Annotated in this window: 24 protein-coding genes; 10 read left to right on the top strand and 14 right to left on the bottom strand. The window is 36.1% G+C overall.

Going from position 1 to position 25,182, the window contains the following annotated elements:
• Nucleotides 1-109: 109 nt before the first annotated feature.
• The 6 genes from KMHG_RS10520 (at nucleotide 110) to KMHG_RS10495 (ending at nucleotide 4,666) form a co-directional block, all read left to right on the top strand.
• Nucleotides 110-1,330 carry a helix-turn-helix domain-containing protein gene (locus KMHG_RS10520; RefSeq protein WP_010289380.1) on the top strand — a complete coding sequence of 407 codons (1,221 nt, stop codon included), beginning with the start codon at nucleotides 110-112 and terminating at the stop codon, nucleotides 1,328-1,330.
• Between the two features lie 230 nt (nucleotides 1,331-1,560).
• On the top strand, nucleotides 1,561-2,115 hold the full coding sequence (locus tag KMHG_RS10515) for a sulfurtransferase TusA family protein (protein ID WP_010289379.1): 555 nt from the start codon (nucleotides 1,561-1,563) through the stop codon (nucleotides 2,113-2,115).
• Between the two features lies 1 nt (nucleotide 2,116).
• Nucleotides 2,117-2,512, top strand: a complete 396-nt coding sequence (locus tag KMHG_RS10510) for a DsrE/DsrF/DrsH-like family protein (protein WP_010289377.1) — start codon at nucleotides 2,117-2,119, stop codon at nucleotides 2,510-2,512.
• Between the two features lie 11 nt (nucleotides 2,513-2,523).
• A complete protein-coding gene (locus tag KMHG_RS10505; protein ID WP_010289375.1) occupies nucleotides 2,524-3,651 on the top strand; it encodes an MBL fold metallo-hydrolase in 1,128 nt (375 codons plus the stop codon).
• A gap of 13 nt (nucleotides 3,652-3,664) precedes the next feature.
• On the top strand, nucleotides 3,665-3,883 hold the full coding sequence (locus KMHG_RS10500) for a sulfurtransferase TusA family protein (protein WP_010289369.1): 219 nt from the start codon (nucleotides 3,665-3,667) through the stop codon (nucleotides 3,881-3,883).
• 3 nt (nucleotides 3,884-3,886) lie between these two features.
• Nucleotides 3,887-4,666, top strand: coding sequence for a sulfite exporter TauE/SafE family protein (locus KMHG_RS10495; RefSeq protein ID WP_010289367.1), 780 nt, complete (start codon nucleotides 3,887-3,889; stop codon nucleotides 4,664-4,666).
• Nucleotides 4,667-4,715: 49 nt separating this feature from the next.
• Here the strand turns inward: KMHG_RS10495 and KMHG_RS10490 are convergent, their stop codons facing one another.
• The 3 genes from KMHG_RS10490 to KMHG_RS10480 form a co-directional block, all read right to left on the bottom strand.
• Nucleotides 4,716-4,976 carry a metal-sensitive transcriptional regulator gene (locus KMHG_RS10490; protein WP_010289365.1) on the bottom strand — a complete coding sequence of 87 codons (261 nt, stop codon included), beginning with the start codon at nucleotides 4,974-4,976 and terminating at the stop codon, nucleotides 4,716-4,718.
• 109 nt (nucleotides 4,977-5,085) lie between these two features.
• A complete protein-coding gene (locus KMHG_RS17765) occupies nucleotides 5,086-7,140 on the bottom strand; it encodes a bifunctional metallophosphatase/5'-nucleotidase (RefSeq protein ID WP_010289364.1) in 2,055 nt (684 codons plus the stop codon).
• Nucleotides 7,141-7,285: 145 nt separating this feature from the next.
• Nucleotides 7,286-7,471 carry a hypothetical protein gene (locus KMHG_RS10480; RefSeq protein WP_010289363.1) on the bottom strand — a complete coding sequence of 62 codons (186 nt, stop codon included), beginning with the start codon at nucleotides 7,469-7,471 and terminating at the stop codon, nucleotides 7,286-7,288.
• A 675-nt stretch (nucleotides 7,472-8,146) separates the two neighbouring features.
• Here KMHG_RS10480 and KMHG_RS10475 point away from each other — a divergent pair.
• Both KMHG_RS10475 and KMHG_RS10470 read left to right on the top strand, forming a co-directional pair.
• Complete coding sequence (locus tag KMHG_RS10475) at nucleotides 8,147-8,698, top strand: NADPH-dependent FMN reductase (protein ID WP_010289358.1); 552 nt, start codon at nucleotides 8,147-8,149, stop codon at nucleotides 8,696-8,698.
• A 211-nt stretch (nucleotides 8,699-8,909) separates the two neighbouring features.
• Nucleotides 8,910-9,152 carry a hypothetical protein gene (locus KMHG_RS10470; protein WP_010289356.1) on the top strand — a complete coding sequence of 81 codons (243 nt, stop codon included), beginning with the start codon at nucleotides 8,910-8,912 and terminating at the stop codon, nucleotides 9,150-9,152.
• A 62-nt stretch (nucleotides 9,153-9,214) separates the two neighbouring features.
• Here KMHG_RS10470 and mprF read toward each other — a convergent pair whose 3' ends face one another.
• The 5 genes from mprF to fabG all read right to left on the bottom strand — a co-directional run bounded on the left by mprF (nucleotide 9,215) and on the right by fabG (nucleotide 13,920).
• On the bottom strand, nucleotides 9,215-11,710 hold the full coding sequence (gene mprF, locus KMHG_RS17760) for a bifunctional lysylphosphatidylglycerol flippase/synthetase MprF (protein ID WP_010289354.1): 2,496 nt from the start codon (nucleotides 11,708-11,710) through the stop codon (nucleotides 9,215-9,217).
• 3 nt (nucleotides 11,711-11,713) lie between these two features.
• Entirely contained in the window at nucleotides 11,714-12,403 is a 690-nt protein-coding gene (locus KMHG_RS18420; RefSeq protein ID WP_010289353.1) for an alpha/beta fold hydrolase, read from the bottom strand.
• Nucleotides 12,404-12,537: 134 nt separating this feature from the next.
• Nucleotides 12,538-12,723 carry a hypothetical protein gene (locus tag KMHG_RS10455; RefSeq protein WP_010289351.1) on the bottom strand — a complete coding sequence of 62 codons (186 nt, stop codon included), beginning with the start codon at nucleotides 12,721-12,723 and terminating at the stop codon, nucleotides 12,538-12,540.
• A gap of 56 nt (nucleotides 12,724-12,779) precedes the next feature.
• Nucleotides 12,780-13,031 (bottom strand): hypothetical protein, encoded by a 252-nt coding sequence (locus KMHG_RS10450; protein WP_010289350.1) that lies wholly within the window; start codon nucleotides 13,029-13,031, stop codon nucleotides 12,780-12,782.
• 160 nt (nucleotides 13,032-13,191) lie between these two features.
• Nucleotides 13,192-13,920, bottom strand: a complete 729-nt coding sequence (gene fabG / locus KMHG_RS10445; RefSeq protein WP_010289349.1) for a 3-oxoacyl-ACP reductase FabG — start codon at nucleotides 13,918-13,920, stop codon at nucleotides 13,192-13,194.
• A 505-nt stretch (nucleotides 13,921-14,425) separates the two neighbouring features.
• Here fabG and KMHG_RS10440 point away from each other — a divergent pair.
• Complete coding sequence (locus KMHG_RS10440; protein WP_010289348.1) at nucleotides 14,426-16,690, top strand: right-handed parallel beta-helix repeat-containing protein; 2,265 nt, start codon at nucleotides 14,426-14,428, stop codon at nucleotides 16,688-16,690.
• Between the two features lie 222 nt (nucleotides 16,691-16,912).
• Here the strand turns inward: KMHG_RS10440 and KMHG_RS17750 are convergent, their stop codons facing one another.
• Nucleotides 16,913-17,710 (bottom strand): NUDIX hydrolase, encoded by a 798-nt coding sequence (locus tag KMHG_RS17750; protein WP_010289346.1) that lies wholly within the window; start codon nucleotides 17,708-17,710, stop codon nucleotides 16,913-16,915.
• 189 nt (nucleotides 17,711-17,899) lie between these two features.
• On the opposite strand from KMHG_RS17750, the gene KMHG_RS10430 reads away from it, so the two are divergent.
• A complete protein-coding gene (locus tag KMHG_RS10430; protein WP_010289345.1) occupies nucleotides 17,900-18,478 on the top strand; it encodes a hypothetical protein in 579 nt (192 codons plus the stop codon).
• Nucleotides 18,479-18,534: 56 nt separating this feature from the next.
• On the opposite strand, the gene KMHG_RS10425 is transcribed toward KMHG_RS10430, so the two are convergent.
• The 5 genes from KMHG_RS10425 to KMHG_RS10405 all read right to left on the bottom strand — a co-directional run bounded on the left by KMHG_RS10425 (nucleotide 18,535) and on the right by KMHG_RS10405 (nucleotide 23,955).
• Nucleotides 18,535-19,389: an aminoglycoside 6-adenylyltransferase gene (locus KMHG_RS10425; protein WP_010289344.1), complete on the bottom strand. Its 855-nt coding sequence runs from the start codon at nucleotides 19,387-19,389 to the stop codon at nucleotides 18,535-18,537.
• A 195-nt stretch (nucleotides 19,390-19,584) separates the two neighbouring features.
• Nucleotides 19,585-19,872, bottom strand: a complete 288-nt coding sequence (locus tag KMHG_RS10420) for a DUF5388 domain-containing protein (protein ID WP_010289343.1) — start codon at nucleotides 19,870-19,872, stop codon at nucleotides 19,585-19,587.
• Nucleotides 19,873-19,874: 2 nt separating this feature from the next.
• Complete coding sequence (locus tag KMHG_RS10415) at nucleotides 19,875-20,696, bottom strand: ParA family protein (protein ID WP_010289342.1); 822 nt, start codon at nucleotides 20,694-20,696, stop codon at nucleotides 19,875-19,877.
• Between the two features lie 312 nt (nucleotides 20,697-21,008).
• Nucleotides 21,009-22,010: an LLM class flavin-dependent oxidoreductase gene (locus tag KMHG_RS10410; RefSeq protein ID WP_010289340.1), complete on the bottom strand. Its 1,002-nt coding sequence runs from the start codon at nucleotides 22,008-22,010 to the stop codon at nucleotides 21,009-21,011.
• A 133-nt stretch (nucleotides 22,011-22,143) separates the two neighbouring features.
• Nucleotides 22,144-23,955, bottom strand: coding sequence for a helix-turn-helix domain-containing protein (locus tag KMHG_RS10405; protein WP_010289337.1), 1,812 nt, complete (start codon nucleotides 23,953-23,955; stop codon nucleotides 22,144-22,146).
• Between the last annotated feature and the right edge of the window lie 1,227 nt (nucleotides 23,956-25,182).

The following is a 25,182-nucleotide window of genomic DNA, read 5'->3' as shown; positions in this document are numbered from 1 at the left end:
AACTCTAAAGTTTAATTAAATTAAACTTTAGATGTAAAAGAAGTCTTTACATTGTATAAAAAGTAAAGTTTCATTAAAATAAATGATAGAAAAAGATGAGGTGAACGGCATGCCAACACTAGGGGAAACAATTAAAGCGCTGCGAAAAGAAAAGAAATTGACACAATCTGACGTTGCGGGCGAACAAATGACAAAAGGAATGTTGAGTTTAATTGAAAATGATAAAGCGCAACCTTCTATGGACAATTTGAAATATATTGCGACGAAATTACAAGTAGACGTTGGTCAGTTAATGGGCGACTATCAAGATCAACAAGCATTGCGTGCCCTCATTCGTGAAGCGGAAATGATGCTGCAAGATTGGTTACACGTTGATAAACGACAAGTACTCGATTTGTTAACACCACACGTTGAGAAGTTTAAACCGTTGACGACGTTTGAAGAAATTCGGTTATTTGATTTATATAGCCAAATGGCATTAAGTGTTCATCACGTTTTTGATGAACAAACGTTTTTACAATTAAGCGAACGTTATGAAAATCTCGGCCTGTATGACTATATGATTCATTGTTATTTTTCAATGATGGGGCACGCGTTCTTTTCAAAAAATTACCCTCAAGTATTTCAATACATTACCGATGCGACAAAGAAATTTGAACAATATTATTTAGTGATTAGCGATGCTGTAAAACTAGACTTTTACTATAATAAGATGATTGCCGCAACGACTTTTGAAAGTGGCTACTCTTGGAAAAATGATGCAGAAAAAGCACTGTCATTGTCGAAACAAACGAGACTTTATTATCGTACGAACGATTTTTATCGATTTTTATTTACACATGCAATTGAAGAACGAGATGATGCGCTAGCGAAGCACTATTTAAATAAGCTAACACTCTACAGTGAGCTTGCTGAACTACCATTAGACCGTGCTGCTGTTCACTTATTTACGATGACTTATGAAATTTTTATTCAGCGTGACATAGATGCAGCTATTCAAATACCGATGCCTGTCGATCCAATCGTTAATGATGTATTTGACTTCGACATTTCTCATAAAGCACTGCTCTGTTACTGTTATTTACAAAAAGAAGATTTTGAGACATGTTATGAGACGTGGAAAGAAATGCGTGTTGCAGATGAAATGGCCCACCCACTCGACCGGTTAGCGATTTTCTTTGGTATCGCGGCAGGTGCGATGGCAGCTTACGAGCTCGGTCATACACAAGAAGCAAAAAAAGAAATATTGTTTATTTTAAATGAAATTAAAGACTACCCTCGTATGTCTTATACAAAATTTATTGAAGATGTTGCAAAAAAAGTTTTATAAATTTTTAGGAGAAGCGAAGCCCGCTATCATGCGGTTCTTCGCTTTTTTTGCACGCCAAAATATACCCTGCATAGTATTTTATCGTTGACATATACCTTATAGGGTATTATATTTTGTACTGTAGCAAACAAAAAACGCATTTAAACGTCGTATTTATATGATTTTTATTATTATACCGTTTAAAACGTTGTATTTTACCCACAAAGGTATATGAGGAGGTTTTCGTGTCAATGATTCATTCAGATGCACAATTAAATGCTCAAGGGCTTGCTTGTCCGATGCCCATCGTCAAAACAAAAAAGGCAATGGCCACGATTGAAGTCGGTGAAGTATTAGAAGTACAAGCGACAGATAAAGGCTCTATCGCCGATTTAGATGCTTGGTCACATACAGTTGGCCATCAATATATTGGTCATACAATTGAAGATGACATCATTTATCACTACATTCGTAAATGTGACACATCATGCAAATCAGACGTAACATTCGATCAAACGATTACGTTAGAAGATGCACTTACGGGTACAGGTATTTTATTAGACGTTCGCGAACAAGCAGAATATGCATTCGGTCATGCGCCAAATGCGGTATCTATGCCATTAGGTGAACTCGAAACACGTATGAACGAATTATCAAAAGACGATACCATTTATGTAATTTGTCGCTCGGGATCTCGTTCAGCACTTGCAGCACAACAATTAACGAATGCAGGATTTAAACATATTTACAATACACTACCAGGTATGAATGCATACACTGGTCAATTACAGAAAGAGGTACAATAACATGTCAAACAAAGTAGCAATTATCGCAGCAAACGGTGGTCTTTTCGACGCTTATAAAGTATTCAATATCGCAACCGCAGCAGCCGCTTCTGAAAAAGAAGTCGCAATTTTTTTCACATTCGAAGGACTTAACTTAATCCACAAACAAGCAATGCACGCATTAGAAATGCCCGCTGGTAAAGAACAGTTTGCACAAGGTTTTGCAAATGCAAACGTTCCTTCTATCCCACAACTTGTTGAAATGGCACAAGATCTAGGCGTGAAATTTATCGCTTGCCAAATGACAATGGACGTGATGGGCTTAACAAAAGAAGATTTCGTAGATGGTATTGATGTTGGTGGCGCAGTCACATTTTTACAATTTGCTGAAGACGCAGCACCAACTTTAACATTCTAGGAGGGTTTTAAATGACAGTATCAGCTTGGACAGCAAAAGAAGTTGCACAAAAAGTAATTACACAAGCACCACTTTTCATTTTAGATGTACGTAATCATGACGCATTCGCTGATTGGAAAATCGAAGGAAAATCATTCGACTATTTAAACATTCCTTATTTTGAATTGTTAGATGGCGTCGAAGATTTATTACCCCAACTGCCAACAGACCGAGACGTTTTAGTCGTTTGTGCCAAAGAAGGCTCATCAATGATGGTCGCGGATATGTTATCAGAGGCTGGTCGTGATGTTGCTTACTTAGCAGGCGGTATGAAATCTTGGTCAATGCACATTGAACCATTAAAAGTAGCCGATCTTTCAGACGGTAGTGAATTGTATCAATTCGTTCGTCTTGGTAAAGGTTGCTTATCCTATATGCTTATTTCAGATGGCGAAGCGGCAGTAATTGATGCCGTTCGTTTCACAGATGTATTTGAACAATTTGCAGCAGAAAAAGGCGCTCGTATTCAACATGTGTTCGATACACATTTACACGCCGATCACATTTCAGGTGGTCGCTTACTCGCTGAAAAAACAGGTGCAACGTATTACATACCACCGAAAGATGCTACAGAAGTGACATTCGAATATGCTGCTTTAAACGATGGCTTCACTGTCAGCATCGGTAGCGCAAAAATCGACGTCAACGCGTTATACTCACCAGGTCATACAATTGGCTCTACATCATTTATCATTAACGAACAGTTTTTATTAAGTGGTGACATTTTATTCGTTGATTCGATCGGCCGCCCTGACTTAGCTGGTCTTGCAGAAGACTGGGTTGGCGATTTACGCGAAACACTTTACACACGTTACCGTCAACTAGCAGAAAATTTAATCGTCTTGCCTGCACACTTTATGATCATCGACGAATTAAATGAAGATGGTACAGTGAGTGCGAAACTAGGCGATTTATTCGCAAACAATCACGGTTTAAACGTAGCAGACGAAGCAACATTCCGTTCAATGGTGACAGACAACTTACCACCGCAACCGAATGCTTACACAGAAATTCGTCACGTCAATATGGGGAAATTAACACCTTCAGAAGATGAACAAACAGAAATGGAAATCGGCCCGAACCGTTGCGCCGTACGATAAAGGAGTTTTCAATATGCAAACATTAGATGCAAAAGGTTTAGCTTGTCCAATGCCTATCGTCAAAACAAAAAAAGCGATGGATCAACTACAAGCTGGTGAATTATTAGAAGTACTTGTGACAGATAAAGGTGCTGTGAACGATTTCGCAGCATGGTGTCAAGCAAGTGGCAACACATTAGTCGCACAAACTGAGGACGAAGACGTGCTGACATTCCGTATTCAAAAAGACTAACCAATGTTTACCTTCTCGTTTACATGGATTGCTGTCCTCGCAGTCCTCGGTGTCATTGGTTCCCTTTTGTCGGGTATGCTCGGCATTGGTGGCGCCATCATTAAATATCCAATGTTACTCTATATCCCACCAATTTTTGGTCTAACTGCTTTTTCAGCGCACCAAGTATCTGGTATCGTCGCTGTTGAAGTATTCGTCACATCACTTGCTGGTGTATGGGCTTACCGAAAAAGTGGCTTTTTATACAAAAAGCTCATCATGTACATGGGTGGCGGTAGTTTAGCAGGTAGTTTAGCAGGTAGCTTCGGTTCTCATGCGCTATCTGCAGGTGCCGTCAATATCGTCTATGGCATACTTGCATTAATCGCCGCTGTCATGATGTTGTTACCGAGAAAAGGTGCAGACGAGGCAAAAAATGTACCATTTAATAAACCACTTGCGACCGTACTCGCATTCATTGTCGGTTTAGCTTCAGGCATCGTCGGCGCTGGTGGTGGCTTTATGCTCGTCCCTATTATGCTGACAATTTTAAAAATACCGATGCGTACTACCATTGCAACGAGTCTTGCGATTACATTCATTTCATCTATCGGTAGTAGCATCGGTAAAGTGGTAACACATCAAGTTGACTATGCCCCTGCCATTATTTTAATGATTGTCGGTCTCATCGTTGCCCCACTTGGCGCACGTATTGGGAAAAAAGCAAATGTCCGTGTACTACAGTTTTTATTGGCCCTAATGATTTGTGGGACCGTCATTAAAATTTGGTCAGACATTTTATAAACAAAAAGCAGAAATCGCTATTGATGCGATTTCTGCTTTTTTTGTTATATTAACGACTTTTCACAACGAGTGAAATTGCTTGTTCGACAACTTCATTCATTTTTTTATCGTCACCATCGTGTTCACGTAAGCATTCAACTAAATTATCTGTTACGATGACACCCATCGTACGGTCTACACCAGAGCGAACGGCACTTAGCTGCGTAATCACTTCTTTACAGTCTTTACCTTCCTCCATCATGCGGAGTACGCCGCGTAACTGACCTTCAATACGTTTTAAGCGGTTAATCGCTTTGTTATCGTATTCCATCCAACCACCCTTTCTTGTTGGTTTATACCTTTATCATAATACCCCCATCCGTATAAGTCAAATTGTATGTACACAAAAAGCTGAAGCATAACGCTCCAGCTTTTGACGCCTATTGTGTAACTGCTACTTTCGCAACATCTGTAATGCGACCTTCTTTCGTATTGTTCACCTTTTCAAACTTTTTCAATTGCTCTTCAAGGTTTTCCCAATCTGATAAACCTAAATCTTGAACGCGTCCTTCTTTATACGCAGCTTCAAATGTTGCGAAACCGTCGCCACCTTTAGCTGTGAAGGCATTTGTCGCAATAACATATGTTTCGTTATCATTTACATCGACATAGTCATCACCTTGTTTGACTTGGAATGATGTCACACGTTCACCGACAGGTTTTGATGAATCGAACGTATATTTACCACCTGAAATGTGTAGGAAACCACCGTTCTCTTTTGGTGCTTCTTTTACACCGTGTTCTAAAGCTGCACGTAAATCTTTACCAGTAATTGTTACTGTCGCAAGTGTGTTACCGAATGGTAGTACGGTAATCACGTCACCGACTGTAATATCCCCTGCTTTAATTTCAGAACGGATACCGCCGCCATTTTGGAACGCCATGACCACTTTATCATTTAACGTCTTCGCCTTTGCTAACATACCGTCTGTAATGTAGTTACCAAGTGCTGTTTCGTTTGCACGGACGCTATCACCACCGTCTGAAGAGCGTGGGTTCGTTAACGTTTCTTCTGCTACGACACCGATTTTTTCATTGTTAATTTCTGCAATGCGATCTTTATATACTTTTAATTTCGCCGCTGCTTCTGGATCTTCTGCTTTATCCGCTACTTTTACAAGCGTTTCAGATGCATTTGTGACTTTACCTTTATGGTCAAACGTCACGCTTAAGTTTCCTAAATTTTCACCGTATTGACCTGTTTGTACGATGACTGTCGGCGCTTTATCATTACCGTTAATGTCTTCTTCGATGATAACTTCTTTATCTAACTGCGTATGCGTATGTCCACCGACGATGACATCAATACCTGTCACTGTTTTCGCTAAAATTTGGTCGTTATCATACGCTGGGCTATCGTCGTAACCTAAATGTGATAATGCGACAATTTTATCGACATCTTGCCCTTTAAATGCTTTTACTGCTTTTTGTGCTTCTTTAATATAATCTTCAAATGCGATAGAGCCAGGGCTCGCAATATCAACCGTTTCAGCTGTCGTCAAACCGAAAATACCGACTTTTTCACCGTCAATTTCTTTCACGATACCTGTATAAATTTTTCCGTTTTCAGGGTCCGCACTCACTAAATCTGAGAATAGCCCTGTAAATAACTTATCTTTTGAAAAATCAACGTTCGCACTAACGAATGGGAATTTCGCAGCTTTGACGTAATTTGCTAATGCTTCATGTCCTTCAGGAGATGAACCTAAATCAAATTCATGATTTCCGAATGTGACTGCATCATATCCAAGTAAATTCATAAATTCTAAATCTGCTTGACCTAAATATTCATTGAAGTACAATGTTCCGCTAAATACGTCCCCAGCATCTAGTAACAATGTATTGTCCGTTTGTTCACGAATTTCTTTTACTGCTGTGACACGTTTTGCGACATCATCTAAATGCGCATGTGTATCGTTCGTATGCATGATCGTTAACTCAAACGATTGCTTCACGCCATTTTTAAATTTATGCACTTTGCCATTGATCGTCACATTGCCGTTCGCCAATTTACCGTTCGTATAATATTTATCATCTTTCCATCCTTTAAATCGTTTACCATCTTCAAATAAAATATTGCTATAAGTACCTGTTAACGGCGTGCCGTCTTTAAAGCGTAGTTTTTGAAGACCTGAGTAACCTGTATATGGCTTCCCTTGGTGATAATACACGTCTTTATACCAATAAGAAGCTTTCTTTCCTTTTTTATAGTAAGTTTCTTTATAAAGACCCGTAAATAATTTGCCATCTTTATATAATTTGTTTTTATATGTCTTATATCCTTTGACTACTTTTTTTGTCTGAGCATCAATAAGTTTGCCGTTTGAAACTTTGTAAGTTGTTTTTGCATTCGCTACACCAGGTGTTGTGACCGCGACTGTTGATGTGATCATAGTTGCACTTAAAGCTAAAGCGGTTAATGTTCTTTTACGCATGTTCATCCTCCTAAAATGGAAAAAATAGTCTTTCTACTATCTAGTATATACGATTTCACATTGAAACATATAAAAATGACAGAAAATATAAAAATGACAGAAAATATAAAAATAAAGTAGCCACCAACTATGGTAGCTACTTTATTTACGTTTCTGTTTTCGTAAAGCGTTTCACTTTAGGATTTTTATGACCTTTTTTCTTCGCAATCGACTCAAAGGCAAGTTTCTCTAGTTGCTCATCTGATGTATCTACTGCGACATCTTCTAAAATGACACGGTCTTCAAAGTTATCACCTGACACACTGTAATAATAAAGCACTTCTACATCCATCTATAAACCCCCTTTATATAGCGAAGCTTATAGAACGTATACCCTTCTCAACGATACATGCACCCTATGAATGAAAAAAATATAATATAGAAACAATTTTTTAAGTCGTCACTTTAGCTTCATATAAAAAGTGCGTTCTACATTGACTTAGTGCTTGATCAACGTGCTGCTGAAAAATTTTCGTCATATGAAAATGATGAGAGAAAATCGATACAAATACTTTCTGTTCTACATACAATGTCGCATCTAATGGCTTATCATGTAATTTTTCATGCAATAAAAATGCAAAAAAACGTGCGAAACGTTGGATATTCTTGCATCTCATTTCATTTTTTAACTATTGTGTTCTTATTTTGGAAATAAAATTAATCCACTATATCAAAAATAATCATGTTTTTTTATCATATGGATAACTAAATATATGATAGGTAATATCTTTAGCCCTATACTTCCTCATAAATTGATATTTTTAAAAACAGGAAAATTATACTTTGCATAAAAATGATACCGCTTTCATAAAATGAATTTAAAAATTTTTTCTAAAAAAGGCTTATCATCAGCAAAAATTCGTTAGAATAGAACGTCTCTTAAATTCCAACTATCGAACGAGATTAATGATGTGGAAAAGAAGGAATTAATAAACGTGATAAATTTTAATATAAAGGTGGTCAAATGATGGTCAAAGTAGCATTAATTAGTGGTAGTTTACGTAAAGAATCTTATTCAACAAAAATCGCCAAAAATGTCGGTGCACTATTTCCAGAAGGATATGAAACACAATTTGTAGAAATCGGACAGTTACCGCTTTATAACGAAGATATTGATACAGAAGAACATGTACCAGAAGCCTATACAGCTTTTCGTGATACAATCAAATCGGTAGATGCTGTCTTATTCGTCACACCTGAATATAACCGTTCAACGACAGGCGCTTTAAAAAATGCATTAGATGTCGGCTCTCGTCCATACGGTCAAAATGCATGGGACGGCAAGCCAGCAGCTGTCATTAGTCAATCCATCGGTAATTTAAGTGGTTTTGGCGCAAATCATCATTTACGTCAAAGTCTCGTTTTCTTAAATGTACCAACGCTGCAACAACCAGAAGCATACTTAGCAAATTCACCACAATTATTTGAAGATGATGGTACGTTCAAACCTGATACTGAAAAGTTTTTACAATCATTCGTTGATGCTTTTGTGACATTAATCGAAAAACATCAACTATAATCACAAAAGGGCGTTTCTTTCCTAGCACGTCCTTTTTTTATGCCGCAACCATATAAAAAACGCGCACATCCTATTAATGTACGCGTTTTTCATCCTAGACAATCCTATAATCAATTATACCCAATTTCCAGCAGAAATAAACTGTTATTTGTTCGTTCACTACTTGAAACGCCCATGATTTGACCGATGATATATTTATGGAGGTGTCTGCATGTATCTTCTAGGAATTATTGCATTCGTGAGTGCCTTTTTAATGATCGCATTATTTGGCTATTTATTTGCACACCAAGTACCCGTCGTAGATGATTTGAGCGAAGAAGAGCGTGATGTTGTGCTCGAAAATGATGAATATCAACAAACGCTATTATGGCGTAGTGGCTATATTTTAATCGGCATTTTTGTTGTAGCGATTGCACTCATTTTCACACAATCATTAATGCGTTATTACGGATAATGAGAAAAACCTGCCGACATGGCAGGTTTTTTTACAAGTATATTTGTAAACATTTTTATTTATTAACTTTTATCTCGATTCACAACTATAAGTAATTGAATCATTACAAATAACAACATAGATTGTTTAGAATATACCGTATATCTAGATGTCCAGTGATCAGCATATTTTTCTTTATACGTTCTCAATCCTTTAAAAGAATAAAATCGATTGCCATATTCATATAAGAAGAAAGCGAGCCGTTCTTCAATAAAGCTATCTTTAGAAGCACCTACTTCTGAAAATGGAGCCATACCTAGATTAAAATACGTATATTGTTGTTGCTGCATTTCTATAAATAATGAAACGAATAAAAAATCCATCATTCCTGGTACCGTATCTTTTCGATAACGCATAAGATCAATCGATACAATCTTTTTCGTTTGAGTGGGCATTAATGTAACAAATGCTTCAATTCGACCATCTTCTCGTTTTACAACACCAATCGGAGCTTTATTTAAATAATAACGATCAAAACTACCAACCGAATATCCTTTTTCATGTCGGCCAGCCAGCCATTCTGTTGAAATTCCCTCTAATTCATCTAACAAACTATCAGTAAACGGAGGAGAGAGCAACTGAAAATGATAGCCTTCACGTTCTAGCTTGTTCATATTCGCTCGCAATGTTTTACGTTTTTTACCTGACATCGTAAAATTGTCTAATGAAACGTGTCCTTCTTCTCCCATTTTAATAAAATCAAAACCAATTTCATGAAGTTGCATAACTATCGACTCTGTTGCTTCATAAAATACGAGTTTTATATTCCGAAGATCCATTTCATATTTCAATGCACGTAACCCCGACTTGATTGCAGATTGTTTGCCAATAGGGTCTCCCATGACAATACATTTATCGGCGATCAGTTCATACTGCATAAGTAATACATCCTCATCATCTTCTTGATAAAAGAAAAGATATTTATCACGCATAAATGCAAGATGACTGTGTACATGTCCTCCGTATTGCGTTAACAATTTTTTAACACGCACTTCATCAAAATGTTTGACGGGCGGTTTTCCTTTTAAATACCGAATGAATAATAGCTCAATAGCAAACGTCATTAAAATAAGGCACAATCCGTAAAACCATAGACGTTCAGATGGAAATAAATAAAAATGCGCTTCGAGCTTATGCAATTCTTCATGTGGCATAACAAAGTATCCCAGCAATAAATAAAGTGCTATTAATATCGTGTATAACGAAAGATCAAACACGCGTGCTTCCCAAGAATAATAAAAAGCCAATTTTGAAAAACGATGGCGAGATAAAATTGCTAATAACATAATAAATGAAATGTACACGAACATGAACCATGGATAGCCTTCTATAATACAATAGATTCCGGTCATACAGATTACCACACACATCGGAAGAAATGATTTTCGTAAGCGTAACGTCGATGTTCGCCCAAGGAGCAATAATAAAAAGCCAAGAACAATGCCAATGATTATGCTGAAAAATTCTGAAGATAATACTGACTGTTTTACAAATGCTTTAGTTGGAATCGCATTTGATAAAATGAGCACGACCCCGGCAATAAATAACATGGTACTTAACAACTTTTTAGTGCTAAATGCAATTATTTGTCTCGGAATACCATTAAATCGCGCATTTAAATTTTTACCAATATTACCAGCAAATAAACTCATCCCTAGGGCAAAAGGAATAAAATAATAAACAATACGATAAATAAGCAACCAAGATACAGCAACTTCATTATCCACGCCTAATGTACGTAAACTAATAATCATGAAAACATCGAAACTACCTAAACCTCCTGGAACCAGTGAGGCGATCCCGATAATAGAACAAACGACGAAAAGTACGCTGACATCTAATAATGGCATATCTTGACCGAGTACTTTCCCAACGGCTAAAAACGTTACGAGTACCATAACCCATTCCAAAACAGAAATACTAACTAATTGTAATTTAATGCCCAGCTTTAAATCTTTGAGCCAATGACTGCGAAGTGTCATCACATAAATGATTGGAAAATAGAAGCTAGCTGCAATTAACCAAATGATATATTTAGATGCGATATGGTTGTTTAACATAAAAATGGTTATCCCTAATGCAATCATCGCTAAAATAGATAAGCCCGACAATGCGAAAATTAATATAGAAGAAACACGTTTTAGCACATTTCTTTGTTCAGCATCATTTTCACTAAAAAATGTTGACCTTAGACCACTTCCTATTAAACCTCCAAATCCCATCAAATTGTTAAAAGAATTAATAATCCAACTAGACTTAACGATATAACGTTTCTGATATGTTGTTTGTAATAACTTATTTAATACAAAGTCATAACCAATCATCGTCGCTGTAGCTAGCAAACCTATTACAACTAATATAAGTAATTGCATAAATGGAATTTTTTGAAATATTTGTTGTAACTGTGAAAAATCTGTTTGACGAGAAATAACTAATATTTCTCTCAAGACGAGTACAATAATGGAAATTAAAAAAATTGGTCTTACATAGTGAAGCCATTTCTTATCTATTCGTTTCAAAGCCTATCCACATCCTTTTAAAAATCGAGCAATAAACGCTGCATCTATCGTTTGAATCGTATGTCCTTTATTCAATACAGTATGATAACGTACATTAGGCAACATACGAACGATGCGATTTGTTTCTTGTTGTCGTATAATATCATGTTCTCCCACTATTACGAGTGCTTCAATGTTTTTTAAACGTTGGGCTTTTTCTTCATTAACAGGTACATCCATCATTAAAAGTTTTAATACACGATATCCCCGCTTCCAATGTAATATATAACGAAAAAACATATAACGTAACGTCAGCTGCAATTGTTTTCTATATACCAGTCCATGAAATGTTATATTCCCGGAACATAAAACAAGCTTATGGACAGTAGATGGATATCGACAAGCGAATACAAATGCAATGTTTGCACCATCACTAAAGCCAATTATTGCGCATTTTTTGACATGTTCTTGCTTTAAAATTAATGCCAAATCGTCACTAATGATCGTGTAATTTAACTCTGAAGCAAGATTATTTGATTTTCCTTGATCTCGTGTATCCATCGCAATCACTTTATAAAAACGCGAGAAAAAAGCAATTTGTTTCTTGAAATAACGATGATGTTGAAAATTACCATGTATTAATACAATTGGTTTTCCTACGCCAACAACTTGATAATAAATATTCGAGTTATCTTTCGCTATAATTCTACGCATTGGGAGCACTCCTCCATTTATCTTCTAATACAGACGTATAACTTATAAATAGGTGCTATTTATAAACATGTAATTATTTATACATGTTTACAATTTAAAAAAGACTACGTCATATGACGCAGCCTTTCACGTATCTATGATGGAATCGCATCTTCACCGGTTGTATGCGTTTCGTTGCTTGCTTCAATATGACCGCAGTGCGGACAAGTGTAAACAAATGATGGGTGCAAGTTCGTAAAAGTACAATCATCAATGATGATGCGATCCTCTTCTCCTAAAATTCTGCTACAGTTCGCACACATTATGAATTGCTGTGTCATATGCACCGCCTCTTTTCAAAAATTAACAGACATGCTAGCTACCGCTCTGGATCTGCTTACTGATATACATCTGGTAAATCTTCCGGCACTGTTAACGTACGATTTAACATCGTCTCAGCCTCTGGAAGATCAGATGCCATCAATAAGGCGCGCTGTTTTTCTAATGATAATGGTTCAATGTATAATCCTTCATCCAATACATGTTGTAAAATTCGATCGGATAGTAAATCCATGTGAATCGTATAATCTTTCCCGTTCATCTCTAACACAATAGCATCACGTTCAATTTTTTTCATCGTCGCTTTCATGTATCTCACCCTTTCAATAAAATTTGAAAATATTGAGCGGTGGAGCGCTATCTATGCCTATTGCCAACCTTTACCCTCATTTTATTTTTTAAAAACAAAAAACGAGGGAAGTCTTTTAAAAACTTTCCTCGTTTTGATTACTTATATAAGTCCAATTAATTTACATCATAATTGCGCCGTCAACGTGCAATACGTGACCTGTAATATATTTTGCTTCATCTGAAGCTAAAAATGCATATGCATTCGCAATATCTTCTGGCTCACCAAGTTTTTGAAGTGGCACTGTCGCTTCCATTTTTTCAATTACTTTTTGTGGCATTGCTGCAACCATTGCTGTCTTAATAAAACCTGGAGCTACAGCATTAGCTGTTACACCATTGCGGCCAAATTCCTTCGCCCACGTTTTTGTCATGCCTACAACTGCAGCTTTTGAAGCGGCATAGTTTGTTTGGCCGACATTGCCGTAAATGCCACTAACTGATGAAGTTGTAATAATACGGCCATATTGTTTTTCTTTTAAAATTGGATAAACAGCTTGCGTACAGTTGAACGCACCTTTAACATTTACATTAATAACATCGTCAAATTGTTCTTCTGTCATTTTGTGAAGCATCGCATCACGTGTAATGCCAGCATTGTTTACAAGAATATCAACCGTCCCAAATTGATCTACTGCAAATTGTACCATTGATTCTACACTTTCTTTATTACTCACATCGACTTTAAAGAAACGTGCAGCATCCCCCAAATTTTTGGCTACTTCTTCACCTGCATCTGCAAAATCGGCGACAATAACTTTCGCGCCTTCAGCAACAAATTTCTTTGCTGCTGCTTCCCCAATACCATTTGCAGCTCCTGTAATGATAGCTACTTTGTTTTCTAAACGCATATAGAACCCTCCTAATAAATTCATTTTATTTCAAGAAAAACAGTAAACCATTACCTGTTTTGCCTAAAATATGTATTAATTGTAGCAAATAATGACAGGACAATTGATTTATTTTACATTTTTAAGTTAAAACGATACGTAAATTAAAAAATACGTTACACCAATCGGAAAAAAACTAAAATTTTCCATAAAAATAAAAATAAGGTTTATTTCTTACTAGGAATGGGAATGTTAGAAACAGCATAAAGGGGGACTGTCATTGAAATAAAAAACACTTATTACAAATGAAAATCGTCATGAAGCACTCGGCATTTTTGATAAAAGAACGTAAGCCGAACGCTCATAAAATAACCGATATCGACGCGTAACACACGCGTTTTTTTTATGGATTTTATTTTTACATGTAAAAATAATTACTTGTTTACAAATAAACGTTGGAAATTTATCACAAATCAAGACGAGCACACCATTTTTTTTGTATAATAGATAAAAAGGGGGGATCAGTGTGAAGACATTATACGTATCAAAATATAAAGAGGATGCCTATACGACTATTTTAGAAGCATTAGAACATGCTACTGAAAACGATGTAATTGAAATTTCGTCTGGTACTTACGATGAAGTACTCGTGATACGAAAATCGATTACATTCCACGGTCATGGTATTGTGAAAATCATAGGAGATGTGGTCGTTGCACCAAAAGTAGAAGCAACGATTCAAAATATCCAATTCAATCAACTATTCGAAATTAAAGATGCGACAGCACACTTTGAAGGCTGTCATTTCCACACAATTTCTACGATGCAATCTGTCATGGTACAACAAGCAACCGTTACATTTACAGATTGTCAATTCAACGGAGATGCAAAAGATACATCGAAAGCATTTGTGACCCTTGCAGATAGCCAAGCACAATTCACAAAATGTCAATTCAATGGAAACAAATATGCGATTTATGCGAAGGGAAGTACGATCACATTAGATCATTCCGTTCTGTCATCGCAAGCTGACACACAAGTTTATTTAGAAAACACAAAATTACATACATCACATACACGCTTCCAGTCAGCACAACAAGCAATTCAAGCAATTGCACAATCAAGTGTTTCAATCGCGCATGGATTTTTTGCTCACCATAAACAAACACAACTTGTCATCAACGATGGACATCTTACATTGCGCGATAGCCAACTACAAGAAACAAAACACCACGTAGCGTTAACGCATAGTCATGCAGTTGTAACAAGTACGCTATTTACGAAAACGACAGATACGCAAATCTCTTTATTAAACGAATCTACATTGAATGCAAAACATGTAGATTTCACGTATGGAGATAGTCATGCAATTCAGGCTGCTGATAGTGCCATTCATTTAAAGCAATGTACTATTACACAGCACAAAGCGAAAGATAAAGCCCAACTACACATTCAGCATAGTCAATTGCATATTGATGAGACATCAATTAGTCGTGGATTACAACGTGCGATTTTTGCTGAAGCAGCATCAACAGTTACATTATATAAAACAAATTTTGCGACACATCACGCTGTCCAACTTGAAATGATTGGTGGCCGCGCAACGATTACCAATTGTGAATTCCAAGCAGAACTTTCAAGTGCGATTTTATTAGTAGAAGATGTAGAAGCGACAATTACTGGCTGTGCTTTTTTAATTTCTGCTAAAAATCATATTACACTTGCTGCACAATCAAATGTGACAGTTACAGATTGTCGTTTTGACCGTTGTGGTGGTAACGACATTAATGCGAAAAACGTTACGTTGACGTTGCGTAATTTAGCAGTACACAGTCACCCATCGGAGTATCCATCTGTCTATGCCGTACAAACACAATTTACAATTGATCAAATGACATTTGCGAATTGTCGTGGTATCGCGTTGCAGCTAACAGACCGTAGTAACGGTACAGCCCAACATTTAACGTTCCACAACAACCAAGATATTAATATCGACTTATTAAATAGTGAAGCGATTTTTAAAGACGTCATGATTCAAGATGGCACATATGGCATTTATGCGAATAATAGTAAATTAACAGTGAATCAAATCGTTTGTGATCGTCAATTATTCGATGGTATCCACATGATTGAAAACGGCCATCTATTATTATCGAATGGTTGCTTTAAAGGTGCGCAACAATATGGACTTGCGAGTGAATATTGCACGCTTTCTATTGAGCATTCTCAATTTACGAATAATAAAAATGGTCTCTATACAAAAGGCGCGACTGTAACGATCAATGATAGTCAAATTATGCAAAATGACCAGCACGGTATTGAAGCATTTAGTAGTTCATTCAATTTATTTGATACACTTTTCTCTTACAACGAAGGCGTACAATTTGAAGCGACACGTTCAACACTACAATTCCAAAATACATTTTTCAATCATGGTCAACATGCCATTGTTTTACACAATAAAGCGAATGCAACGTTTAATCATGTCGCTTGTACAGACCATAACGACACAACGATTATTACAGAGCAAAGCACGTTAATCGGTAAAAAATGTTTATTTGCAAATGGTCAAAAACAAGGTGTCTTCAGTAAAGGTAGCCAATTAACCTTCACAGATAGCCGTTTTAAAGGTCATTTACAAGATGAATTTTATTTACAAGATAGCAGTGAAGCCGTCCTAACAGATTGTTCGCTAACACCTTCTCGCAAAGAAGAACGTGGTGCAACAATTTTAGATCAGTCAACGGTATCGTTAAACGGTTATATGATGTACCGCAAACGAAGTTCGTAAATGATTAAACATATTTACATGTAAACAAAGGGGCTCGGACATAAGTAAAAACTCCATCCTCTAATGAAGAAGGTGATGTCGAATTTGACATCACCTTCTCTATTTTTATGCCCAAATTGGGAATTATCCTTCCCGTATTGTGTATTTTCTTAAGTTTGTTGCCATTACCCCAGTATCTATTTAAGATACTGGGGTTTATTGTGTTTAAACAAGTATAAATGTTTACATGTTTACTTGTTTAAATGTATATGTGTTGTCTAATTGTTTCTCAATAAATTTCGTAACGATAGCTTTTGGTACCGTATCATTTGCAATCGCTTCATAGGCTTGTGCTACTTGTTCGATTGAAAATGTATCTTGTAACAATTCAAGCGCAATTGGTGTATATTGCATTTGCTCACGCATGCGCAAAATCGCATAAACAATTGCCTTCGCATGGTCAAAACCGATACCGTTACTTTCAAGCAATTCAATTTGCTCTTTTAACTGTTTCCCAACAAGTGTGTAATGCACATTTAGCTTTGCTGTTAGCTGTCCTTTTTCACGATGTGTGAGCGTCAATGTCAATTGTTGTGTCCCTTGTTTTTTAAATACGACCGGACAATCAACGACGAAACGTGCCACATCTTCGGCATCATCTGCTGCCTTTGCTTGTAACAGTGCTTGTTCATTAACGAGCGCTAAATATGAAGCACTAATGACGCGCATACGTGGATCACGGTCTACATCTGACCACGTATATAATTGTGTTGCATATACGTTTTCAAGCCCTGTTTCTTCTTTTAATTCACGAGCAGCGCCTGTATCTAAATCTTCATCCATATTCACAAATCCACCAGGAAATGCCCAACTCCCTTTAAATGGATGTTGCTTACGTTGAATCAATAATAGTTTTAAATCTTTCCCTTCGTTCGTAAAAATAATCATATCCGTCGTCATACTTGGCGTTTCATATTTTCCTTTTTCATTCGCTTTGTACCAGTCGATAAATTGTGCTTCTGTCATTTGTGATGTATCCATTTCAACCACCCTCATTTAACGTTTTTATTCCTATTGTTATCATACCGCTATTATGCAATTCCAAAAAGAATATTTACATATTTACGCAAAAAAACAAAGATTCGCTATTTTTTGTTGTATAACTACTTGTATTTTATTTAATCTGTTATATAATAGATATAATTATATGACATAGAGGGGATTGGTTATATGATTCAACTATACACACATCCAAAAATGCACGCAAAATTTATCGGTCTAGGTTCTACACGTAAAGTCGAAAGATATGATGATTTTGTTGTAAAATCTTTTTTACATGTACTAGGCGAAAAGCAAAGTCGCCTCGAAGAAAAAATGTATGCGCGTCTTCATGAAGAGAACTTACACCAATACGTAGCACCTATTTTATATGTTGATGAATCTGTATGTGTTCAACCTTATTATCGTCCCGTCCCAGCTGATTATGGTCATTACAAAATTGATTTTGAAACAGATCCACGCGTCACCGATTCATTGCGCCAAGCTATTTACTTATTAAAAGAAGAGTTTGCATGCTATGACATTTTTGATAGTAGCAATTATGCATTGTCGAAAGACGGCAAACTCGTTTTAATCGATTATGGCATGACATATGAAATGTACAAAAAAGAATGGCAACCGCTAGCGAGACAAGGCATTTTACCACAAATTGCGCATGGCGTTTGCCAAGAATGTGGCGTTGAAAAAGAGCTGCGTTTGTATGGTATTGATGATCCTGATAGGCGCTGTGTCTCATGTGGAAAAATATAAACATGTAAAAATGTTTACAAATATACAGAAAAGAAACTGAGCGAGCATCTGCTAACTCAGTTTCTTTGTTTTGCGTATTCACTTAAAAATTTACGCATGCGTGCCCCATCTGTCGGGTGTGGCATGTTTAAATGGTGTGCAATGATTTTTGTATAACGTTCAAAAAGTTCACAACATTTTTCATACGAAACGATCAACGCTTCCATATGATGCATTGCCAACGTTTGCAAAAGCGCTTCATATTCTTCATCCGTTATATACTGTTTAATATGTTTATAATGTTTCCCTAAACTAAAATTAAATCCGTACTTAAAACCAATCGACCAGCTTATTAGTCTTAACAGTTCTTGACGCAACACTTCGTTGAAATGATCCACCGCAAAAAAGTAGTCATCACGATAAATCTCTTTTACGACATAACTTGCGACATGCCAAAATTCATTACAACTATCTTTTAACATTTCTGGTGTAGGCTTTTGAATCCAATATTGCTCATCAGTGGCAACGATTTTTTCTGTCACCCAGCCATCTTTGTCGATGAGTACACGCATAAGACCATCACAATCTGCGACATATTGTTGAATTTCATGTAGTGGAATTAGTGTAATATCTATTCTCACACCATCATCAAAATAAGTAAGATAACTCATCCAACCCGGAAAATCTGGTGGAAACAATGTCATTCGTTCGGGCTTCTGTAAAAACACGACATTTCCAAAAGCTGATAGCCAGCGATCATCTTTTTCATAAGAATCTAAGTCTGTCACAAAGAAGCTAACATCATAATCTTGAAAAGCATCTTTTATAGCATTTGGATTTGTTCGTGAACCTTCTAATGTAGCTACTCGGATACGCTCGTCTTTTTGAATGAATGTTTCAATTAAGGCCATCACTTCTTTTTCGCTTCGCATATATTCCTACCTTTACATGTTTATTTGTAAACATTTTTACTTTTTGACTTTTAAATCTGTACAACAAATATAGCATACATATTGTAATGACAGTGAATAGAAAGTATAGCACTCATACATTTTACAAACAAAAAGAGATATTACCCAACGAGGGAATAACATCTCTAAAATAAACATATAAACTTGTTTACATATTTACTTATTTAAAATACGATTCATTAACTCTACATCAGCACGTTTTTCGTCATCTAATGACTTCATATACACGTCGACCATATCATTAATTAATTCATTTGCACTTTTAAAATCACATACTTTTACAAGGTTTGAGATTTTATTTTTCGTTTGCTCATCGACACGTAACATCGCTGCTTTTTGTTGTATCGGTTTTACAGATTTAATTTCTTCTGTTACTTCTTCTTTATTGTATTTTAAATGATCGGGTAAGGCACGATCATGACGTAATAATGATTTCTTAGCCATCGTTATGCTTCCTCCAATTCTTGAATACGTTGTATGAACTCTGCAATAATTTCGTCATATAAATTGTGTACACGATGATCGTGCTGATCATCATTCGTAATACCGACAGAATTGAAACGTTTAATACGCTCCATCGTACGCACATGATTTTCGAAAATATTTTCTTCACCGAAAATTTGAATTGCATTTTGCATCGTTGCTTGCTCCACGCGTGAATCCGCTTTTAAAATGACCGGTAAAATACCGACGATATCTAAATTCGCTTTTTGTTCATCTAATAAGTCTTGTAAATAACTAATGAATACTTCCGCCCCATCTAATGATGCTTCTTGCGTTTGTAATACTAAAACAACATAGTTTGTCGCTGCAAGCGCTGCATCTGTAATATCAGAAATTGTTGGTGGCACGTCAATTAAAATAAAGTCATATTCGTCTTGAATCGGTTCTAACAATTCGCTGAAATAGAAAATACGTTCGCGTTCTGCTTGTTCGCTCATACCTGTAAATTTCTTTTGTAAAAACTTCGGATATAAATGGAACGTCGGTGTATTCGGAATTAAATCTAAGTTTTCTTTAATTGTTAAAATTGTTGGTGCTAAGTCACCGGCCTTTACACCGTCTAACATATATTGATCAATCTTTGGTGATTCGTCATGCTCAATCATATACGTCTTTAATAAAAATGTTGTAGCATTCGCTTGTGGATCTTTGTCGACAACTAACACTTTATATCCTTGCTTCGCAAGTGTATACGCGAATAAAACCGCATTCGTTGTTTTACCTGTACCGCCTTTAAAATTCGCAAATGTAATAATTCTTGTCACAAAAGAAACCTCCCTTTATATATGTATCTATTGAATATACTTATTATACACGATTTTTCGTTAATTTCATAAACAAATAAAATAGTAAAAATGTTTACATGTAAACTAAATACAGATGTTTCACGTGGAACAATGGTATATAGAGCATATAACAATGAGGAGAAAACTACTTAATATTCTTTTTCTCCCTACCAGTATATAAAGAAGATACCTATTATTGAACATTGCGCTTGAAGACGAACAAATTTATTTTTTCTATGAAAAAGGCACCTCTACGTAATGTAAAGCTGCCTTTTTTGTAAACAAATAAACTTATTTACTTGTGAGTAATTGTTGTGCTAACAGTTGATAGCTTTCTAATCGATGCTCAAATGATGATTGATTTGAATTAATCATCACTTCATCAAAACCATATGTTTCTTGGTCTTGTAGTAGCTTTTCAGCGACTTGTTCTTTTGTACCGACTAAATGTAATTTGCGGTTATGCTCAATTTGCATTTTATCCATTTCAGATAGAGGATACTCTTGTGCTTGTTCAGAAGTAAGTGCTGGTTGCATTTCACCACGCATTAACCATAAACGTGAAATGTCGATTGGAAGAGCACGGAATTCTGCTTCTTCTTCTGTCGGTGCAACTGTTGCTGCATAGCTCACGATAATTTGTGGTTTTTCCATGAACATAGTCGGGATAAAGCGATCACGATAAATTTGGAAAATTTCTTGTGTAGCTTGTCCACTGAAAAATTGTGCAAACGAATAACCAACGCCGTAATCAGCTGCTTTTGCGGCACTTTGTCCAGTAGAGCCTAGTAGCCACATACTTGCAGGCGCTACTTTAAATGGCGTCGCAATTACTTGGCTATACGCTTGATCTTCAGATTTTTCACCAGCCATTAAATGTTGAATCGCTTCTAGCTTTTGATATTGCTCATCGACATATGGGCGTTTGCCTTGTGCAAGGGCAAATGTTGCTGCATAATCGCCACCGGGTGCACGGCCTAGACCTAAGTCAATACGCCCTGGCGCAAGAGCACTCAATGTATTAAATTGTTCTGCAATTTTTAAAGCAGAATAATGCATCATCATAATACCACCTGTACCTACATGGATACGGTTCGTTTGTGCAGCGATAAAACTTGCCGTAATCTCTGGTGCACTACTCGCTAATGTTCTTGTACTATGATGTTCTGCTAACCAAAAACGTTCATAGCCGATATCATCCGCCATTTTCGCAAGCGCTACACTATTATGTAAAGCTTGTTGTGGCGTTAGTCCGTTCGGTACGGGAATTTGATCGAGAATACTTAATTTCATTGTAAAATCCTTCTTTCTTTGCTCTAGCATAGTATCATACTAACAAGTAACATTTTTTTTGCCTACAAATATGCACTATATAATAGAAGAAACTCCATTCAGATGAATGGAGTTTACATGTAAACATTTTTACTTATTGACCTTCTTGTGTCATTTTCACAAGTGTATACCACTTTTCACAATAAGCTTCGAGTGGCTTACGATTTTTTAATGAGATTTTTTTCGGTGGATTTTTCAAATAGCGATGCAGCGTGCTATATGAAACATTTGCTTCTTCAGCTGCTACTTTAATTGTAATATTACGTTCTTCAATAATGTATGCAACTTTCTCTATCAATGGTAAGTCGTCTAAAATTTTTGGCTCGATAACCGCTTCATGTGGTACATCGATAATTGGGGTATTTACTTTCATTTCAGCAATTCGTTGATTTTCAATAATGACTTGGTCAGGCGGGGTAATCGCAATCTCAAGATTTTCCCACACTTGCACATACCATAATCGTTTCGTCGTTTCGACTTCTTCAAACGGTTGTGTATACTTCCAACATTTAATTACTTCATCTTTTAATAAATCATCAAGCACGCGTTCAACACGTTCACGCAAGCGCGCACCGTGTACACTATTTTTTCCAAAGTCCATAATTTCTACTAAATGACCAACTTTAAATGTGGACGCTTCTTCAACACGGCTATTTTTCCATTCTGAATTTAAAAAGCGAACGAGTCGTTTATGTTGGCGATGTTTATAGTAATTGTACTGAAACACTTTGTAATCTAAATACGCAAATGCTTGCTCATTATGTACGAGCAAGCGGTCAATAATAGGAGACGGTTTAATCGTCACCGAATAAATACCTTTTGCCTTCTTTGTCTTTTTATCATAGGCCATTTCAATAGAACCAATTTGGAATAGGGGATGGAAGTCTGCAAATTCATAGTTTTGTCGGTCGATATCTTCCGTTTCAGGATTGATAACAATAAAGTCGTCATTATCCATCGCAATCCAAACGGATGATAACGTCGCAACGCGTTGCATAATATCAAATCGTTCTTTCTCACGAACACGGAACGATTTTTCATACGGATTTTCAAATTTCAATCGAAGTGCTTGGTCACTATCGAAATGGATATATCCGTAATCATTTTTTGGTTGCTTCATCCATGAAAAGGCGATCAAATCAAATAAATCCGCAGATAATTCATCGAGCGCTGAGTTCGTGGATTCGAGTAAAGAAAACCAAATATGTTGTTTTTCTAATGTATCCGCAGGTAAACGTTGAATTTCTTCATCGGTACGAATTTCAGCCGTTCCTTGCTTCACACCATCGACAACGATTTCTTTCTGCAAATCGCCATCCTCATTTTCTTCAAAGTCTTTTTTCGTCACTAAATCTCGCAATGCTTGATAACTATGACTCGCATTTGTAATTAAATACTCTTGATCTTTAATAACCGATACGACTTGTTCCGTACCGATTTCCGGAATTTCTAATGATAATTGTTCTTCTGGTACTACTTCAACGACCGTTGCTTCAATAGGGGCTTGTTGTGCCTCACGTATGACTGGCTTCGTATCCGTCGTACTAGGTTTCGGCGAAGGTGTCTTTTTCACCTTAGTAGTGGTTGATTCACTGCTTTCTTCTAATACCGGACGCATTACTTGGTCTAATAAATGACGCTGTGTTGGATCCGCCAATTTCTCTCGCAAATCAATTTTTCGAAACGCACGGCTGTCGAGCATAATTAACTGCACAAAGTTTAATAATTTTTGAAAGCTTTTCGATGGGACGTAATCACGATCTTGCTGCATCATCATGACATCTGTCGTCCATTCAGCTACATGTTCAAATTCATCAATATATAATGGCTGTACCGCTTCGCAAATAGCAAGTGGCTGCAGGTCCTTCGTTAAATATACATTGTCTAGCATTGAGGAATAGTCCATTGCTACATCATCCTTCTCGTTATTCATTATTAAAAGTATATCAAATCTACCGCACAAAATCTTATAATCTCATTTTTGTACACGATGTACCCAATATTTAAGATTTCATTTTTCTACGCTATCTACCCAATATTTGAACACCACTTTTATTGGGTACTTCATGCACTTTTCTTAGATTTCACTTTTTGGCGCGATCTACCCGATATTGGCACTCCACTTTTATTGGGTACATCATGTATTTTTCTTAGATTTCACTTTTTTGCGCCATCTACCCGATATTGGCACTCCACTTTTATTGAGTACATCACACACTTTTCTTAGATTTCACTTTTTTTGTGCCATCTACCCGATATTTTGAACAACTACATCGTAATTTTTCATCCAGTTAGGATATTTTTGCATCATCTACCCAGTATTTGCAGCGCAATCATTGTGTAGATGCGACATTTTTTATCTCAAATCACTTTATGTGAAGGGTATAGACGTGAATAACGTGCACATTCATCAAATTTATTGTGTACATTGCGCATTGAAAACTTAAAAACTACGAAAATGTCGCATGTACCCAATAACTTTTTATAGGAAATCTCATTTTTATGCTGTATCTACCCAATAATTTTAAAAATGTGCTTAAAACGTTGATATATCAGCAATCTTATAATTTCATTTATATACATTATGTACCCAATAACATAAGATTTTTCATCAAAATCTCATTTTTGTGTTCTATCTACCCAATAATTTGCGGTTGTATCTACCCAATAATCCACTTTTCACTCTCATTTATATACCGTATCTACCCAATAATTTTTTGAGCGATTTCTTTAAAGCATTGATATGACTGTATTAATGGCCAATCTCACTTTTATATTTAAAATCTCATTTTCGTGTTCTATCTACCCAATAAATATAAAAATGCGTTGAATTTCTATCATTTTTGCCCAATTTAACGTGTTTTCGTTCTCACTTTTTTTCATATATAAATGAAAACACACATAAAAATTTTTTTGCGGTTGTATCTACCCGATATTTTAATGATTTTCCACTATTTTTTTATGTTATTCGTTAACAAAAAGAAAAAAATGTAATTTATGGAAATTGTCGTATCTACCCAATAATTCATTTTTTGCGGTTGTATCTACCCAATAATTTTTAAATTATTTGTATAAAATATTATCATTACAACGTTTATCGCGGTTCTCTTCAAAAATTTAAAATCTCAAAATC

The sequence above is a fragment of the Kurthia massiliensis genome (assembly GCF_000285555.1).
In the GTDB taxonomy this organism is placed as follows: Bacteria; Bacillota; Bacilli; order Bacillales_A; family Planococcaceae; genus Kurthia; species Kurthia massiliensis.
The sequence above is the reverse complement of the archived record's forward strand: the minus strand, read 5'-3'. Positions and strand labels throughout refer to the sequence as shown.

Coding starts and splice junctions, on each gene's coding strand:
- KMHG_RS10520 (WP_010289380.1), top strand. CDS start 110: ATGCCAACACTAGGGGAAACAATTAAAGCGCTGCGAAAAGAAAAGAAA.
- KMHG_RS10515 (WP_010289379.1), top strand. CDS start 1,561: ATGATTCATTCAGATGCACAATTAAATGCTCAAGGGCTTGCTTGTCCG.
- KMHG_RS10510 (WP_010289377.1), top strand. CDS start 2,117: ATGTCAAACAAAGTAGCAATTATCGCAGCAAACGGTGGTCTTTTCGAC.
- KMHG_RS10505 (WP_010289375.1), top strand. CDS start 2,524: ATGACAGTATCAGCTTGGACAGCAAAAGAAGTTGCACAAAAAGTAATT.
- KMHG_RS10500 (WP_010289369.1), top strand. CDS start 3,665: ATGCAAACATTAGATGCAAAAGGTTTAGCTTGTCCAATGCCTATCGTC.
- KMHG_RS10495 (WP_010289367.1), top strand. CDS start 3,887: ATGTTTACCTTCTCGTTTACATGGATTGCTGTCCTCGCAGTCCTCGGT.
- KMHG_RS10490 (WP_010289365.1), bottom strand. CDS start 4,976: ATGGAATACGATAACAAAGCGATTAACCGCTTAAAACGTATTGAAGGT.
- KMHG_RS17765 (WP_010289364.1), bottom strand. CDS start 7,140: ATGCGTAAAAGAACATTAACCGCTTTAGCTTTAAGTGCAACTATGATC.
- KMHG_RS10480 (WP_010289363.1), bottom strand. CDS start 7,471: ATGGATGTAGAAGTGCTTTATTATTACAGTGTGTCAGGTGATAACTTT.
- KMHG_RS10475 (WP_010289358.1), top strand. CDS start 8,147: ATGGTCAAAGTAGCATTAATTAGTGGTAGTTTACGTAAAGAATCTTAT.
- KMHG_RS10470 (WP_010289356.1), top strand. CDS start 8,910: ATGTATCTTCTAGGAATTATTGCATTCGTGAGTGCCTTTTTAATGATC.
- KMHG_RS18420 (WP_010289353.1), bottom strand. CDS start 12,403: ATGCGTAGAATTATAGCGAAAGATAACTCGAATATTTATTATCAAGTT.
- KMHG_RS10455 (WP_010289351.1), bottom strand. CDS start 12,723: ATGACACAGCAATTCATAATGTGTGCGAACTGTAGCAGAATTTTAGGA.
- KMHG_RS10450 (WP_010289350.1), bottom strand. CDS start 13,031: ATGAAAGCGACGATGAAAAAAATTGAACGTGATGCTATTGTGTTAGAG.
- fabG (WP_010289349.1), bottom strand. CDS start 13,920: ATGCGTTTAGAAAACAAAGTAGCTATCATTACAGGAGCTGCAAATGGT.
- KMHG_RS17750 (WP_010289346.1), bottom strand. CDS start 17,710: ATGGATACATCACAAATGACAGAAGCACAATTTATCGACTGGTACAAA.
- KMHG_RS10430 (WP_010289345.1), top strand. CDS start 17,900: ATGATTCAACTATACACACATCCAAAAATGCACGCAAAATTTATCGGT.
- KMHG_RS10425 (WP_010289344.1), bottom strand. CDS start 19,389: ATGCGAAGCGAAAAAGAAGTGATGGCCTTAATTGAAACATTCATTCAA.
- KMHG_RS10420 (WP_010289343.1), bottom strand. CDS start 19,872: ATGGCTAAGAAATCATTATTACGTCATGATCGTGCCTTACCCGATCAT.
- KMHG_RS10410 (WP_010289340.1), bottom strand. CDS start 22,010: ATGAAATTAAGTATTCTCGATCAAATTCCCGTACCGAACGGACTAACG.
- KMHG_RS10405 (WP_010289337.1), bottom strand. CDS start 23,955: ATGGACTATTCCTCAATGCTAGACAATGTATATTTAACGAAGGACCTG.